The organism is Billgrantia endophytica, from assembly GCF_002879615.1.
GTDB lineage: Bacteria > Pseudomonadota > Gammaproteobacteria > Pseudomonadales > Halomonadaceae > Halomonas > Halomonas endophytica.
This window is the reverse complement of sequence record NZ_PNRF01000007.1, coordinates 97,693-112,514: the sequence shown is the minus strand read 5'-3', so window position 1 is coordinate 112,514 and position 14,822 is coordinate 97,693. Positions and strand designations below refer to the sequence as shown.

The window sequence follows — 14,822 nt, the reverse complement described above, 5'->3', positions numbered from 1 at the left end:
TGGTTGACTGTGCCACGACGCCCTGTTGAAAGAGTCCGAACCTTGTCCGCACTGGGAAAGCTTGTCGCTTATAGACGACTTTGCCGGCCCATGTTCGGCAGTAGTCGTGAGTTTTTTAATGTACTCAGGAGCCGTGTTCTCTAAAAGAAGCATTCTTGATACCCGTCATGGTGCTGCCCTGCCCTAATGCTCACAATAGCTGTGTCCAAGCGTTTGAGTCGGGTATGCCATCATGAATTCACCCTCTGCACCTGTATCCGGCCTGACGCGTCTGCCCGTGGCGCGTCTCGCCTTTCGTCCCTTCTTCCTTCTCTCCTCGCTGTTCAGCGTGCTGGCCATGGTGGTGTGGTTCGCCTTCTGGCACGGCGACATCCTGCTGCGGCCCCATGGCGGCCTGATGTGGTGGCATCAGCACGAAATGATCTTCGGTTTCGGGGCCGCCGTGGTGGTGGGCTTCCTGTTGACGGCGGTACAGAACTGGACCGGCCGGCGCAGCATAAGCGGAGCGCCGCTGCTGGGACTGGTAGGCGTCTGGCTGGCGGCACGTCTGCTGCTTGCTTCCCCCATGGGCCTGCCGGCCTGGCTGCTGGCGCTGGTCGACGTGGCGTTCCTGCCGCTGGCGGCCCTGGCCATGGGACAGTTGGTGGTACGCGCCAGGCTATGGCGCAACCTGATGTTCGTGCCGGTACTGCTGCTGCTGGCCCTGGCCAACCTGGCCATGCACCTTGGCGTCATCCAGGGCAAGCTGCCGCTGATCCGCGAAGGGGGCTACCTGGGTGTGCTGCTGATCGCCGTGCTGATGGTGCTGCTCGGCGGTCGGGTCATTCCTTTCTTCACCTCGCTCAAGCTGGGCCGCCCAAAGCCTGCGCCCATCGCGTGGCTGGAGACGCTCTCGCTGGGGTCGATACTGATGGTGGCCGTTCTGCAGCTGCTGATATTGCTCGGCGTGCCCGTGGCGGCGGGCCTGCTGGCCCTGGCCATGCTGGTAGCCGCCGTGGCCAACCTCCTTCGCCTGGGGCGCTGGGAGGGGTATCGCACCCTGCATGAGCCGCTGCTGTGGGGGCTGCACCTGAGCTATGGCTTCATCTCGCTGGGGCTGGTGATGTGGGCAATGGCGCTGATGGGTGCCTTCCGTGTCGAGCTGGCGCTGCATGCCCTGGCCATAGGCGGCATCGCCGCCATGATGCTGGCCATGATGTCCCGGGTCTCATTGGGGCATACCGGCCGTGCGATTCGTACCCTGCCGGGAATTGGCGTGGGTCTCGGACTGATGTTTGCCGGCGCGCTGCTGCGCTCACCGATCCTGGCGCTGTTCCCCCAGATCACTCACTGGACCTACAACCTGAGCATTCTGTTCTGGTGCATTGCCTACCTGATCTTCCTGCTTCACTACACCCTGCCGCTTCTGAGTACCCGGGTGGATGGCAAGGACGGCTGAAGCTGCCTGCGCTCGTCGACGTTTCAACCAGTGCCCCGGGAGACGGCCATGATCGAATACTACTTTCTGGTCAAACACCTGCACATGACCACGGCGGGGCTGAGTCTCGCCTTCTTCATCCTGAGAGCCTGGTGGTCGGCGCGCGAGGCGCCGATCCTGGGGCGGCCCTGGGTCAAGGTCGTACCGCACATCATTGATACCCTGCTGCTCACGTTTGGCATCCTGCTGATGGTGATGTTGTCGATGTGGCCGCATCAGCATCCGTGGCTGGCCGCCAAGATTCTCGCCCTGCTGACTTATATCGGCCTGGGTACGGTTGCGATCAAGCGGGGTCGGACGCCGCAGATACGCGTCATGGCGGCCCTGGCCGCGGTGGTCGCGTTTCTCTACATGGTAGGAGCAGCGGTGCATAACGATCCACTCTCCTGGCTGGCGTCTCGCTGAGGAAAGCGACCGAGTCCCCGCTGGCTTTCGTCTGATGACACGACATCTATACTGAGATCACATTGATTCACGTCGCATCTCTGCTTCATGCCGAACCAAGGAGAACCGCATGACCCAACAGGATCTACCCTCCGGCGCCGGCAAGGTGGCCAAGCAGTATCCCGAGGTCTGGGATGCCTTTGCTTCCCTTGGACAGGCCTGCGCCGAAGCCGGGCCGCTGGACGCCCGTACCCGTCGCCTGGTCAAGCTGGCATTGGCTGTCGGGGCCGGCTCCGAAGGCGCCGTTCATTCCCATATGCGTCGTGGCATCGAGGAAGGCATCGAGCCCGAGGCGCTCAAGCAGGTGGCCATGCTGGCTATTCCCACCCTGGGGCTCCCCTCTGGCGTGGCGGCACTGACCTGGATCGAGGACATGACAGAGTCCTGACATGATTCGACACATGGCGGGCCCTGCCGCCTGCCATGCGACACTAGGCCGCAATCCCGTTACGTCCCGCACTACTTCGACTCCTGCGGTTCTTTACCCACGATTTGACGAAGGTCAATGCCTCCCCCCGCCGGCCCCTGCTACCCTAAACATGCATTGAAAATGCATGTTATAAGGAGTGGGACTGGTCGATCACGGTCGCAAGTCCTGACAATGCCACATGAGCAAGGGGGAAAGGCCCATGACCGAAGGCCTCACCAAGGCGGCGGCTCGTAATATATTCTACGGCGGTTCGCTATTCTTCTTCCTGCTGTTTGCCGCGCTGACGGCTCACAGTCATTTCTACATCGTCAATACCTCGACCCAGCCCCTGACTGACTCCGTCAGGCTGGGCAAGCACGTCTGGGAAGAGAACAACTGCATCAACTGCCACACCATTCTCGGCGAAGGTTCCTATTTCGCGCCCGAGGTCGGTAACGTCTGGACCCGCTACGGCGGACACGACAACCCCGACGGTGCGCGTATGGCCCTAGAGGCCTGGATGAATGCCCAGCCCACCGGCGCACCTGGCCGCCGCCAGATGCCCGCCTTCGATATCAACGACGAGGAGATGGCTGCCCTGATCGACTTCTTCGAATGGACCGATTCCATCGATACACAGGGCTGGCCGCCGCATCCGGCCGGCTGATCCGGATTCCAGAACCAAGGAGAGTCGAACCGATGAAATACGAAACGCAGAAGGTGGCCTTACCCTTCTTCATGGTGGCCATGGCGCTATTCGCGCTACAGATCGTTTTCGGACTGCTGGCGGCAGCGGCTTATGTGTGGCCGCACTTCATGTCCGAGGCAATGCCGTTCAACATCACCCGTACCAGTCATACCAACCTGCTGATCGTCTGGTTGCTGATCGGCTTCATGGGCTGTACCTACTATCTGATGCCGGAAGAGGCCGAAAACGAGATCTACAGCCCCAACCTGGCCTACTTCCAGTTGGGGCTGTTCGCCATCGCCGGTGCCGGTGCACTGATCAGCTACCAGTTCGGCATCCATGAAGGCCGCCATTATCTCGAGCAGCCCCTGTGGGCGAAGGTGGTCATAACGATCTCCTTCCTGCTGTTCCTGTTCAACACCAGCCTGACCATGCTGAAGGGGCGCAAGACCGCCATCAACATGGTCTTGATGCTGGGCCTGTGGCTGGCCGCGGTGTTCTGGCTCTTCGCCTTCTACAACCCGGACAATCTGGCGCTGGACAAGCTGTGGTGGTGGTGGATCGTTCACATCTGGGTGGAAGGCGTGTGGGAGCTGATCATGGCCTCCCTGCTCGGCTACCTGCTGATCAAGATGACCGGTGTGGACCGCGAAGTGATCGAGAAGTGGCTCTACGTCATCGTCGGCCTGGCGCTGTTCTCCGGCCTGCTTGGCACCGGACACCACTACTACTGGATCGGCACCCCCGGCTATTGGCAGCCGATCGGCAGCATCTTTTCCACGCTCGAGGTGATTCCGTTCTTCGCCATGGTGGTGTTTGCCTTCTACATGTTCTGGAAAGGCAGCCGCAACCATCCGAACAAGGCCGCCATGCTGTGGACCCTGGGTTCTGCCGCCGTGGCTTTCTTCGGCGCCGGCGTATGGGGGTTCATGCATACCCTGTCATGGATCAACTACTACACCCACGGCACTCAGATCACCGCCGCCCATGGCCACCTGGCCTTCTACGGCGCCTACGTGATGCTGGTGCTGGGTGTCATCACTTACGCCATGCCGCAATTGCGTCGGGTGCAGCCCTACAACCAGGTGCTGAACATGTGGGCGTTCTGGATCATGACCTCGGCCATGTGGTTCATGACCTTCACCCTGACCTTCGCAGGCGTGGTCCAGACTCATCTGCAACGGGTCCTGGGCATGAATTTCATGCAGATCCAGGCACAGCTCGACCTGTTCTATGTGATGCGCTTCAGTACCGGCATCTTCGTGGGCATTGCCGCCCTGATGTTCATCTACTCGGTCTTCGGGCCGGCGCGGGAGCAGGTGCCCGCCACCAGCAAGCCGCTGACTGCCACCGAGTGACAGACCCTCGGCGGGGCGCGCTTCGCGCTCCGCCGAGACCTTTTCCTGGAGTAACGCCATGTCCCACATCGCTACCGCCACTGCGACTGCTCCTCACCTCGATCAGGATCTGCCCTACTATGAGCCGGTCGGCAACGAATGCGCGCTTTTCGAGCAGGCGTATCGACAGCGGCTACCGCTGCTGCTCAAGGGACCGACCGGTTGTGGCAAGACGCGCTTCGTCAGCCACATGGCGGCAAGGATGGGCCGTCCGCTGTTCACCGTGTCGTGTCACGATGACCTCACCGCCGCCGACCTCACCGGACGCTACCTGCTGCAGGGCGGCGAGACCCGCTGGGTCGACGGTCCGCTGACCCGCGCCGTGCGCGAAGGCGGCATCTGCTACCTCGACGAGGTGGTCGAGGCGCGCAAGGACGTCACCGTGGTGCTCCACCCCTTGACGGATGATCGCCGCATGTTGCCGCTGGAACGTACCGGCGAACTGCTCGAGGCGCCCAAGGATTTCATGCTGGTGGTCTCCTACAACCCCGGCTACCAGCACATACTCAAGTCGCTCAAGCCGAGTACCCGGCAGCGCTTCGTGGCGATGTCCTTCGACTTCCCGCCCCCCCGGGTGGAGTGCGACATCGTGGCCCGTGAAAGTGGCCTATCGCATGAGCGGTGTGCCGCCCTGGTCAATCTGGCCGCGCGGCTGCGCGCGCTCAAGGGCCAGGATCTGGAGGAGGGCGTTTCCACCCGCCTGCTGGTCTACTGCGCCACCCTGATCAATGCCGGCATGCCGATTCTCGAGGCCACCCGCGCCACCCTGGTCGAGCCGCTCTCGGATGACCTGGACGTACAGGAAGGGTTGATGGAGTCGATCAGGGCAACCTTCGGCTGAAACATTCCACAGCGAGGGGCGTAGGGGGCAGGCCGAAGAGGAGGTCCTACGCCAGGGATGGCGTCGGTAGCGTACAGGGAAGTATTTACAGCGCCTCCTCGCAGGCCTGCCGCCGAATCAGCCGCGAGCCATGGTGCCGGTTGGCGCCTTGTCGAACAGGAGATCGGTTATGCACTTTCTCGAACTCGAGGAGTTCGTCGGTCGCCACTGGCACCGCTGGGCGTCCAGTGCGGCAAGCTACCAGCGCTATCCCGAAGCGGCCGTGAACCTGGAAGCGTTGCGCCACGTGCTCGGCGTGTTCTTCCGTGCCAGCGGTGGCGAGGCCGGCGTCGAGGTCGCCGCCATCGTCGCGCGCAGTTCGCAGCACCGCCTGTCGCTGCGTCAACGCCTGGGCTTCGACGACGAGGCCATCGATCAGGCGCGCCGCGACGAAGAGAACCTGCTCCTGCCGCCCACGCTGGACGTCTTTCCCGATGCGGGCCTCAACCGGGATCTCTACTTCTGGCTGGTGGCCTACCTCGCCGTGGCACGGCGCCCGGTCGCCCAGCGAGATCCGTTGCGTGACGACCTCTCCCGACTGCGGGAAGCGGTGCGCGCCCGCGATACGGCGCTCGTTCGCTTCCCGGGGCTTGCCGAACGCTACCGCCGTCTGAGCCTGGCATTGCTGATCGTTCGCCCGTCGAGACAGCGGCTGCCACCCATGGAGAAGGCGCTGGAAGAGACTCTGCGCGTGCTGCTGGGAGAAGAGCTGGTCCTCGAGGGCTGGGCTGCCGCCATGCACCGGGCGGTATGTGACGGCGAGGCGTCGCTGGCGGAATTCCGTGCTCCTCGCGGTTATCGCCCGCCGTTGCCGGTTCCGCTGTGGGGGCAGGTGGTGGAGCTAGGTACGGGAGCCGGCCGCGCCGAGGATGACAGCGATCCCCGGGAGGAGGGCACCATCAACAGCCCACAGACGGTGAGCGACGGCAAACGCAAGGCCGAGCGCAAGACCCAGGACCAGACCGAGCGCGACGATCCGCTGATCGCCAACCGTTTCGAGAAAATGCTCTCCTGGACCGAGATGGTCAACCTCAATCGCCTGGTCGAGGACAACGAGGACGAAGAAGCCAAGCGTGCCGCAGAGCAGATGGAGGAGATCATCCTGAGTCCGCACAAGCAGCGTGCGGCGACTCGCATCAAGATCGACCTCGACCTGCCGCCGGACGAAGTGATGGGTGAACGGCTGCGCGGCAAGCACCCCTATGTGGAGTGGAACTACCGCAAGCAGGTCTACCTGCCCGACCACTGCCTGGTGCATACCGAGCTTGCGAGCGAGGAGGGCGAGCAGTGGGAGCCCGATGCCGCCACCCACCGGCGCATCCGCCGGGTGCGCCGCGAATTCGAAGCGCTGCGCCCACGGCGCGAGACGCTGCGTGGCCAGCTCGACGGCAGCGAACTGGACATGGATGCGGTGATCCGCTCGCGCTGCGACCTGGCCGCCACCGGCGAGTCCAGCGACCGCCTCTACCAGGCCACCCGGCAGCAGGCCCGCGACCTGGCGGTTTCGATCCTGGTCGACGTCTCGCTCTCCACCGACGCCTGGCTGGAGGACCGCCGGGTGCTCGACGTGGAGAAGGAGGCGCTGCTGGTGCTGGGCCACGGCCTGGCCGGCTGCGGCGACGACTATGCCATCCACTGCTTCACCTCGCATCGCCGCCAGAAGGTCTGGGTCAATACCCTGAAGACCTTCGAGGAGAGCATGAGCGAGCGGGTGGCACGGCGCATCTCGGCGCTCAAGCCGGGGCACTACACCCGCATGGGGCCAGCGATCCGCCACGTGACACAAGAGCTGGCCAAGCGACCCAACCGGCACCGACTGCTGCTGGTGATCACCGACGGCAAGCCCAACGACACCGACTACTACGAGGGGCGCTACGGCATCGAGGATACCCGCAAGGCGGTGCTCGAGGCGCGCCGGCAGGAGGTGCGGGTCTTCGGGGTGACCGTCGACAGCGAGGCCCACCAGTATGTCTCGCGCCTGTTCGACCGCGGCAGCTACGCCATCGTCAACCGACCCGAGCACCTGGCCCAGGCCTTGCCGGGGATATACCGTCAGATCATCGGCAACTGAGGGAGGACTTCACATGACACTCACAATGAGCCGTCCCGTCAAGGCAATGCTGTTCGGCGTGATAGCAGCCTTCGTCGTGCTCACGCCGCTGATCTGGCTGATCAACACCCGCGACTGGGGCATCTTCCTGATGCTGGTGGTTCCCTTCGTGATCTACGGCCTGATCCACGCCGGACGCCGGCTGGCGGAGTGGGCCGATCCGTTGCCACCGCCTCTCGAAGATGACTGATGGTGTCACTTCGTCGGTTTCCCCTCTCGGCTCGTCAACTGCCCAGCCGTGCCAGCAGGTAGCCGGAGGCCACCAGCACCAGCGTGAGCAGTACCAGGCCGATGAAGGCGCCCCGCCAGGCGGAACTGGCGTCGCGCAGGCCCAGGTAGGTCATCAGCACCTGATGCGCCTTGAAGGCGGTGCTGAGCAGCAATAGCCCGGCCGACCACAATGGCAGCGCCTGCAGGCGGGCGTCACCGCCCAACTGTGCCGAGAGCATGGTGACCAGGGTCAGGCCCATCAGCACCGCCCAGGTGAACAGCAACCGGCGAGTGGCGTGGGGCAGGGTGGCGAGCAGCGTCGGCATGATCACCTCAGCAGGTAGATGACGGGATAGAGCAGGATCCAGATCAGGTCCACCATGTGCCAGAAGGCGGCCGCCGTCTCCACGTTGTCATGGGAGATGCGCCAGGCCACCAGGGCGATCAGCCCCAGTCCGAACAGCACATGGGCGAAGTGGAAGCCGGTCAGCAGGTAGTAGAAGGTGAAGAAGGTATTGGTTTCCGGCACAAGGCCGGCGCCGAGCTTGTCGGCGTACTCCATCACCTTGACCACGCAGAACGCCACGCCCAGGGCGAAGGCACCGGCCAGCCACTGGCGGCAACGACGTATCCGGCCGGCCGAGATGGCCTGGACGGCAAGGGCGGCGAACAGGCCGCTGGTCAGCAGCACCAGGGTATTGATGCCGCCAGCCACCGGGTCGAGCAATTGCCGGGAGGCGTCGAACACCTCCCGTTCACCGATCCTCAGCCAGGCGAAGAGTCCGAAAAAGGCAGCGAAGACCACCATCTCACTGAGGATCAGCACCCACATCAAGGGGTTGCCCGGCAGGGTGGAAAGCGGCCCCCAGCCCGGATTGGGCACGGGGCGGGGGTATGCCTCCTTGCGCTGCGGCATCTCAGCCCTCCGGGGCGATGGGAGTTCGGTCGAATTCGGCGCGCACGGCCGGTGTGGTCAGCTTCCATCCCGCCCAGGCGAACAGAGCCACCAGCAGGGTTGCCATCAGGACCAGCAGGCCGAGAGCCCCGACCAGGCCCGCCACTGGATGGGCGGGATTCACGGCATCGGCCATGGCGGCATCCGGCAGCAGGCCGAATGTCATCGGCGTGAGGGCCGCTCCACCGAAGACGCCAACGAAGCCGGCCACCATCAGGCCGACAAAGGCTCGGCGGGCCCAGGCGCGTCGCTTCAGCAGAGCCACGGCCAGCGTCAGCGTGACCAGGGCACCGATCATCAACAGGACGGCCAGGACGCTGCTGCGATCAATCAACCAGGCCACGCCGCCGGTCAGTCCGCCGCTCCCGGATTCCACACCCAATGATGCCACCATGGCCTCGCCGGGCAGCAGCGGCAGGGTCAACAGCGCAAGGGTAAGGACCGAGAAGGTGATGAAACCCCAGGCGATGCCGGAAACGGCAACGGAACGGGATGGCATCGAGCGAGAGTGATGGGTGGCCGTGTGCATGTGACGCTCCCTGACGAATCAGTCTTCCAATGAGACGATGGCGCCGCCGAACAGCAGGCTGCGTGGCGCATCGATGGCACGGTTGTTCATCAGGCGGTTGATGCCGACGCCGCAACGGCCGATGGTCCAGCCCAGGCAGGCGGTGAAGAAGCCATAGCCAAGCACCCAGGAAGCCCAGGAGGGCGCGCCGATCAGGCCCAGCAGATACCAGGCGGCAAGCACCGCGGCACCGGCCAGGGCGCCAAGCCAGAAGGTGCGGATCTGGAACAGCAGGTGGCTTTCCACCCAGGCGGCGGCACGCCGCCGCCGCAGGTGAGCGATCAGCACGCCGATGGGGGCGGTGACCACTGCCATCACGCTGCCCAGGTAGAGCACGTAGACTACGGCGGCAAGCACCTTGCCACGGCGATTCAGGTCATCCTGCGGTGCGCAGGAGGTATCGGTCTGCGAATACGCGGTGGAGGACATCGTCACCTCCCAGTGAAGTCATGTATTGAACAGGTATTAAGAATACCACTATCTGCCACTATGCCGTTTGCTGTCAGGAGCGTCCTTGTCATGGGTCAAAACCCGTCTCGGAGCGACAGAAAAAGGGGCCTCGCGGCCCCTTGAAAGAAGCGGCTCCCGAGCCGCCCTGACATGCTCTCAACCCTGCTGCGGCTTGGCCTTGGCCATCTCCTGCTCCTCGATCATGCGATCGACGGACGACACGTAGTACTCCTCGTCGAATGCGCCTTCCGGTTCCTTCAGCCACACCAGGCAGATCAGCCAGCTGAGGAAGGCGCCGCCGGCGATGATGTAGAAGAACTGGGTCGGGGTGACGAAGGTGAAGATGGTCAGGTAGACCACCGCCCCCACGTTGCCGTAGGCGCCGGCCATGCCCGAGATCTGGCCGGTGATGCGGCGCTTGATCGAGGGAATGATGCCGAAGGTGGCGCCCTCCGCACCCTGCACGAAGAAGGAGGTGAAGATGGTGATGGCGATGGCGATGACCAGCGGCCAGCTGGAGTTGAGCAGGCCCATCAGCACGAAGCCGATACCGATGCCGAACATGTAGCTGAGCATCACGAAGCGGCGGTTGCCCATGCGGTCCGATACCAGGCCGCCCATGGGGCGCGCCACCAGGTTCACGAAGGCGAAGGAAGCGGCGATCAGGCCCGCCGTGGCGGCATTCAGTCCCCAGGTCTCCTCGAAGAACATCGGCAACATGGAGACCACGGCGAGTTCAGCGCCGAAGTTGGCGAAGTAGGTGCTGTTGAGGGCGGCGACGCTGCTGAACGGGTACTTGTCGTCTTCCGGTACCCCCTTCTTCAGGATCGGCACGTTGACCCGCAGGATCTGCACGACTTGATAGATGATGACGGAGACGATGGCCAGATAGCAGATCACGGCGGCGGTCACCGACATGTAGCCCATGCTCTGGACGCGCCACACCAGGATGCCCAGGCAGCCCACCAGCGGGATGGTCCAGATGATCAGCTTGATCATGTCGCCCCAGGTGCTCACCTCCATGGCGGCGGCCTTGCGCGGCTTGCGGTGGGCGCGGGCATCGGGGCCGTCGGTGATGGCGAACCAGTAATAGACGCCATAGGCGGCCATGACGATGGCGCTGATGGCGATGGCATAGCGCCAGCCGTCGTCGCCGCCGAATAGGGTCAGGGCGATGGTGGGCAGGGTCATGGCGGCGGCGGCGGAGCCGAAGTTGCCCCAGCCGGCATAGAAGCCCTCGGCGAAGCCGATGTCCTTGGGCTTGAACCACAGTGCGGTCATATGGATGCCGACCACGAAGCTGGCGCCGATGGAACTCAGCACCAGGCGCGAGATCAGCAGCTGGGTCATGGTGTTGCCGAAGGCGAAGGCGAGTGCCGGGATCGCCATGGTCACCATCAGCACCGAGAACACCCGGCGCGGGCCGAAGCGATCCAGCGCCATGCCGATGACGATGCGGGCGGGAATGGTCAGCGCCACGTTGAGGATGGCGAACAGGCGGATATCATCCCGGGTCAGCCAGTCGACGCTCTTGAGCATGCTCGATGCCAGCGGCGCCATGTTGAACCAGACGTAGAAGGTGATGAAGAAGGCAATCCAGGTCAGGTGGAGTGCCCTGATCTCAGGGTTGCGGTACTTGAAAACGGCGGACACTTTCATGGTCGTATCATCCTGCAGATGGCGAAAAAGCGGAGACGAGTGGCTGCGATGGACTGCTCAGGGGCTGGGCAGGATCAACAGGGGGCACTCGACGCGCCGGGCCAGGAAGGAACTGACGCTGCCGAAGGTCATGTAATCGAGTTCGTCGACGAAATAGCTCAACGACTGGGCGATGATCCCGCCGTCAGGCTTGTTGCTGTGGCGTGCGATGACCAGCACGTTCGGCTGGTGCTTCTGGGTGGCACGCAACAGCATCTTGCGCGGATCCCCCTCGGCCAGGATCCAGTCGACGTCGAATCCCTCGCGGGTAGCGAAGTCGACGCCCTCCTGGAGGGCCGCCTTCAGCGCTTCGTACTCCTGCTGGAAGAGATCTTCGTTGGCATCGGAGGCATCGCGGGGGTTTTCCGCCACGCCGACCAGCACCAGGGTGGGGGCGTTGCAGCGAAACAGGTCGACGGTCTGGGCCAGGGCCAGCTTGGCGTTGCGCGAGCCGTCATAGGCGATCATGACTTTCATGGCATCCCTCCGGAGAAGGCGAGGTAGGGAATAGGCTCCGGAACTCTCCGGAGCACGGCTGAATCAGGGATTCTTTACGTAGGCGCCCGGGCGCAGGTAGAACCACCAGTTGACCACCAGGCAGACGGCGTAGAAGACCGCAAAGCCGTACATGGCGAGTTCCGGGGTACCGGCCTGGATCTGCTCACCCATCACCCGCGGGGCGATGAAGGCACCGTAGGCGGCCACGGCGGAGGTCCAGCCAAGTACCGGGCCCTTCTGGTGTTGGTCGAAGATCACGCCGATGCTGCGGAAGGTGGAGCCGTTGCCGATGCCGCTGGCGGCGAACAGGATCACGAACAGGATCATGAACAGGGCGAAGTAGCTGTTCGGGTCGGTGGAGTTGTAGGCCAGCATCATCACGTAGCCGGTGACGGCGGAGGCCACGACCATGACGACCGAGATGATCTGGGTGACGATGGAGCCGCCCACCTTGTCGGAAACCCAGCCGCCGATGGGACGGATCAGAGCGCCGACGAAGGGTCCGATCCAGGCCCAGGTTAGGGCGCTGGGGCCGTCGGGGTTGGCCACCCGGGTCACGCTGCCGTCGGCGGCCACGTCCATCATGTTGCCGAAGATGACGTTGATCGAGAGCGGCAGGGCGGCGGAGAAGCCGATGAAGGAGCCGAAGGTCAGGATGTACAGGACCGTCATCGACCAGGTGTGCTTGTTCGAGAAGATCGCGAACTGCTTCTGGATGTTGGGCTTGATGTCACCGGGAATCAGGCGCAGCAGCACCAGGGTCAGCACGATGGTCAGCGGCAGGGCGAGCCACATGCCCAGCAGGCTCAGGGCAAACATGCCCACGATGCTGGCCACCGCCCCCACGGCATAGAGGCCGAGAATCTTGCCGAAGGCCTGGAGCGGGGAGCCGGGATTGGGAGTGATGGGGCGCAGATTGTTCATGCCGAACCAGCCGGCGATGGCCAGCGGGACCAGGAACAGCAGCCAGACGAAGCCGGCGTTCTGGATCCAGGTGTCGGTACCCGCCTCGATCCGTCCGATCAGGGTGCCGCTGGCGCTTTGCAGCTCCATGGGGCTACCGGCGATGACGCCGAAGAGGCCCACGGTCATCACCAGTGGAATGAGTATCTGCATGGTGGTGACGCCGAAATTGCCCAGGCCGGCATTCATGCCCAGGGCGTAGCCCTGCTGCTTCTTGGGGAAGAAGGTCGATATGTTGCTCATGGAGCAGGCGAAGTTGCCCCCGCCGATACCGGAGAGCAGAGCCAGTGCCTGGAATACCCAGAGAGGCGTCTCGGGATTCATCAGCGCGAGACCGGTGCCCAGCGCCGGGACCATCAACAGGGCGGTGGTCAGGAAGATGGTGTTGCGCCCGCCGGCGATGCGGATCATGAACGAGGCGGGGATGCGCAGGGTGGCGCCCGAGAGGCCGGCCAGCGCGGTCAGGGTGAACAGCTCGCCGACCGTGAACGGGAAGCCCAGGTTCTGCATCTGGGTGGTGATCATGCCCCACATCATCCACACCGCGAAGCCCATCAGCAGGCTGGGAATGGAAATCCACAGGTTGCGATTGGCGACCTTCTTGCCCTCGCGCTCCCAGAATTCATCGTTTTCGACATCCCAGTGCTCGATGTCGGCATTCTTTCCGGGCTTCATGACGGGCCCGGTATCGGCACTCGTTCTGGCCATGATGATTTCCCCTTGGTGGCTCCGCTGACTCCCGGCTTGCGACCTGCGGCCTGACCGGGATCAATTCAGGTTCGTATGGCGCAAAGATACGCCGCGCGAAAGGGCGGCGAAACCGGCCGAAAATGCCGGAAAATCAGCGGAATACCACTTGAGGGGTAGCGGGGGTATATGTCTAACCAGCTGTTCTGTAAGCGTTTGCAAAAAACAGAAGGGGAGGGGGTGGCGCCTTGAGGGCGCCCGGAAGTATTTGGAGGTATCCACACAGAACCGAGTGTGGCAGCGAAGCGGGACTCCTCATACTACAGTCGGAACTCAATTTGGCGACTCGGTATATCAGAGAGCTCATGGTTGACCGCTGCGCGCTGGAAAACCTCGAGCATCATCCCGATGAGCATGACTGATCGAGGAACCAAAGGTCATCTAACCTCGATCTCTCTACCGCTGGCCGGCGAAGTGGCAGGTATTTCGTTTTCGTTCAATTCCGTGGCGGCGTCGCTCACGGTCTTCACGAGCCAATCGACGAAGGGTTTGGCAGCACTCGTCGCCGGTGAAGTCTGGTCGATGCCTACGCGGTAGATCGAGCCCGCGACACGCCGGTTGGGCCACGGTTCGACCAATGCTCCCCGCATCAGGAGTTCCTCGATGATTTCGAGCGGCACGACGAGCGCGCCGTTACCCGACAACGCGGCTTCCAAAGCGATATAAAAATGCGGCAGGCGCATCGGTTCACCCCACGGCTCCGTCATACCCGCTGCCTGTCGCCATTTCTGCAACTCCCCTGGGCGTGTGTCGGCCTCGATATAGGGCAGGTCGGCACATGGCCGACCTGCAAGAGAAGGTGCCACTACCAAGCCCAGCGTCTCAGAGAAGAGTTTGCGAGGTGTGAAGTGCTCCGCCAGGGACTCGGCCCGACGGATCATTACATCGAACTCGAGGGCATCCCAGTTATCGGGAGTATGCATCGGCCGAACTCGAACGCTCACGCTCGGATGCTGAAGGTGAAATGCCGGCAGCCGAGGAATCAGCCACCGCATCGCCAGTGTCGCAGGTGCAACGACGTTGAGCAGTGTGGGAACCGGTACGTCCATTTCGTCGAGTGTGGCTTCGAGAATCGCACGGGCCTTGCCCATCGCTTCCGCCAATTTCACGCCGTCGGAATTGGGCGACATGCCACGTCGCTTCTCGCTGAATAGAGGGCGTTCGAGCCAATCCTCCAGTAGGGCGAGTTGCTTGCTCACCGCACCATGAGTGACGCCAAGCTCCCCCGCTGCGGCGGAAACACTACCCGTACGGACCACGCTTTCCAGCGCGGCCAACGCCTTCATCGAAGGTAATCTTTTCTTCATGTGAACATAACTCACAAGAGG

General features: G+C 63.3%; 16 protein-coding genes. 8 read left to right on the top strand and 8 right to left on the bottom strand.

Going from position 1 to position 14,822, the window contains the following annotated elements; translation table 11 throughout:
* Positions 1-232: 232 nt before the first annotated feature.
* From C1H69_RS02450 to C1H69_RS02415, 8 genes are all read left to right on the top strand, one after another.
* A complete protein-coding gene (locus C1H69_RS02450; protein WP_102651825.1) occupies positions 233-1,438 on the top strand; it encodes an NnrS family protein in 1,206 nt (401 codons plus the stop codon).
* 48 nt (positions 1,439-1,486) lie between these two features.
* The gene (locus C1H69_RS02445) at positions 1,487-1,882 is read left to right on the top strand and encodes a SirB2 family protein (protein ID WP_205738394.1); all 396 of its coding nucleotides are present in this window, start codon (positions 1,487-1,489) and stop codon (positions 1,880-1,882) included.
* Positions 1,883-1,991: 109 nt separating this feature from the next.
* Complete coding sequence (locus C1H69_RS02440; RefSeq protein ID WP_102651824.1) at positions 1,992-2,309, top strand: carboxymuconolactone decarboxylase family protein; 318 nt, start codon at positions 1,992-1,994, stop codon at positions 2,307-2,309.
* 241 nt (positions 2,310-2,550) lie between these two features.
* On the top strand, positions 2,551-2,997 hold the full coding sequence (locus tag C1H69_RS02435) for a c-type cytochrome (protein ID WP_102651823.1): 447 nt from the start codon (positions 2,551-2,553) through the stop codon (positions 2,995-2,997).
* 32 nt (positions 2,998-3,029) lie between these two features.
* The gene (locus C1H69_RS02430; protein ID WP_102651822.1) at positions 3,030-4,376 is read left to right on the top strand and encodes a cbb3-type cytochrome c oxidase subunit I; all 1,347 of its coding nucleotides are present in this window, start codon (positions 3,030-3,032) and stop codon (positions 4,374-4,376) included.
* A 58-nt stretch (positions 4,377-4,434) separates the two neighbouring features.
* On the top strand, positions 4,435-5,256 hold the full coding sequence (locus C1H69_RS02425; RefSeq protein ID WP_102651821.1) for a CbbQ/NirQ/NorQ/GpvN family protein: 822 nt from the start codon (positions 4,435-4,437) through the stop codon (positions 5,254-5,256).
* Positions 5,257-5,425: 169 nt separating this feature from the next.
* Entirely contained in the window at positions 5,426-7,366 is a 1,941-nt protein-coding gene (locus C1H69_RS02420) for a nitric oxide reductase activation protein NorD (RefSeq protein WP_102651820.1), read from the top strand.
* 13 nt (positions 7,367-7,379) lie between these two features.
* A complete protein-coding gene (locus tag C1H69_RS02415; protein WP_102651819.1) occupies positions 7,380-7,595 on the top strand; it encodes a hypothetical protein in 216 nt (71 codons plus the stop codon).
* A gap of 34 nt (positions 7,596-7,629) precedes the next feature.
* On the opposite strand, the gene C1H69_RS02410 is transcribed toward C1H69_RS02415, so the two are convergent.
* The 8 genes from C1H69_RS02410 to C1H69_RS02375 form a co-directional block, all read right to left on the bottom strand.
* A complete protein-coding gene (locus C1H69_RS02410; RefSeq protein WP_102651818.1) occupies positions 7,630-7,941 on the bottom strand; it encodes a cytochrome C oxidase subunit IV family protein in 312 nt (103 codons plus the stop codon).
* Between the two features lie 2 nt (positions 7,942-7,943).
* The gene (locus C1H69_RS02405; RefSeq protein ID WP_102651817.1) at positions 7,944-8,531 is read right to left on the bottom strand and encodes a cytochrome c oxidase subunit 3 family protein; all 588 of its coding nucleotides are present in this window, start codon (positions 8,529-8,531) and stop codon (positions 7,944-7,946) included.
* A gap of 1 nt (position 8,532) precedes the next feature.
* Positions 8,533-9,099: a hypothetical protein gene (locus tag C1H69_RS02400; protein ID WP_102651816.1), complete on the bottom strand. Its 567-nt coding sequence runs from the start codon at positions 9,097-9,099 to the stop codon at positions 8,533-8,535.
* Positions 9,100-9,117: 18 nt separating this feature from the next.
* On the bottom strand, positions 9,118-9,567 hold the full coding sequence (locus C1H69_RS02395) for a DUF4870 family protein (protein WP_102651815.1): 450 nt from the start codon (positions 9,565-9,567) through the stop codon (positions 9,118-9,120).
* A 177-nt stretch (positions 9,568-9,744) separates the two neighbouring features.
* On the bottom strand, positions 9,745-11,247 hold the full coding sequence (locus tag C1H69_RS02390; RefSeq protein ID WP_102651814.1) for an MFS transporter: 1,503 nt from the start codon (positions 11,245-11,247) through the stop codon (positions 9,745-9,747).
* Between the two features lie 57 nt (positions 11,248-11,304).
* Positions 11,305-11,763, bottom strand: a complete 459-nt coding sequence (locus tag C1H69_RS02385; RefSeq protein ID WP_102651813.1) for a universal stress protein — start codon at positions 11,761-11,763, stop codon at positions 11,305-11,307.
* A 63-nt stretch (positions 11,764-11,826) separates the two neighbouring features.
* Positions 11,827-13,455 (bottom strand): MFS transporter, encoded by a 1,629-nt coding sequence (locus C1H69_RS02380; RefSeq protein ID WP_205738393.1) that lies wholly within the window; start codon positions 13,453-13,455, stop codon positions 11,827-11,829.
* A gap of 416 nt (positions 13,456-13,871) precedes the next feature.
* Positions 13,872-14,780, bottom strand: coding sequence for a LysR family transcriptional regulator (locus tag C1H69_RS02375; RefSeq protein ID WP_165789402.1), 909 nt, complete (start codon positions 14,778-14,780; stop codon positions 13,872-13,874).
* Between the last annotated feature and the right edge of the window lie 42 nt (positions 14,781-14,822).

Coding starts and splice junctions, on each gene's coding strand:
- C1H69_RS02450 (WP_102651825.1), top strand. CDS start 233: ATGAATTCACCCTCTGCACCTGTATCCGGCCTGACGCGTCTGCCCGTG.
- C1H69_RS02445 (WP_205738394.1), top strand. CDS start 1,487: ATGATCGAATACTACTTTCTGGTCAAACACCTGCACATGACCACGGCG.
- C1H69_RS02440 (WP_102651824.1), top strand. CDS start 1,992: ATGACCCAACAGGATCTACCCTCCGGCGCCGGCAAGGTGGCCAAGCAG.
- C1H69_RS02435 (WP_102651823.1), top strand. CDS start 2,551: ATGACCGAAGGCCTCACCAAGGCGGCGGCTCGTAATATATTCTACGGC.
- C1H69_RS02430 (WP_102651822.1), top strand. CDS start 3,030: ATGAAATACGAAACGCAGAAGGTGGCCTTACCCTTCTTCATGGTGGCC.
- C1H69_RS02425 (WP_102651821.1), top strand. CDS start 4,435: ATGTCCCACATCGCTACCGCCACTGCGACTGCTCCTCACCTCGATCAG.
- C1H69_RS02420 (WP_102651820.1), top strand. CDS start 5,426: ATGCACTTTCTCGAACTCGAGGAGTTCGTCGGTCGCCACTGGCACCGC.
- C1H69_RS02415 (WP_102651819.1), top strand. CDS start 7,380: ATGACACTCACAATGAGCCGTCCCGTCAAGGCAATGCTGTTCGGCGTG.
- C1H69_RS02410 (WP_102651818.1), bottom strand. CDS start 7,941: ATGCCGACGCTGCTCGCCACCCTGCCCCACGCCACTCGCCGGTTGCTG.
- C1H69_RS02405 (WP_102651817.1), bottom strand. CDS start 8,531: ATGCCGCAGCGCAAGGAGGCATACCCCCGCCCCGTGCCCAATCCGGGC.
- C1H69_RS02400 (WP_102651816.1), bottom strand. CDS start 9,099: ATGCACACGGCCACCCATCACTCTCGCTCGATGCCATCCCGTTCCGTT.
- C1H69_RS02395 (WP_102651815.1), bottom strand. CDS start 9,567: ATGTCCTCCACCGCGTATTCGCAGACCGATACCTCCTGCGCACCGCAG.
- C1H69_RS02390 (WP_102651814.1), bottom strand. CDS start 11,247: ATGAAAGTGTCCGCCGTTTTCAAGTACCGCAACCCTGAGATCAGGGCA.
- C1H69_RS02385 (WP_102651813.1), bottom strand. CDS start 11,763: ATGAAAGTCATGATCGCCTATGACGGCTCGCGCAACGCCAAGCTGGCC.
- C1H69_RS02380 (WP_205738393.1), bottom strand. CDS start 13,455: ATGGCCAGAACGAGTGCCGATACCGGGCCCGTCATGAAGCCCGGAAAG.
- C1H69_RS02375 (WP_165789402.1), bottom strand. CDS start 14,780: ATGAAGGCGTTGGCCGCGCTGGAAAGCGTGGTCCGTACGGGTAGTGTT.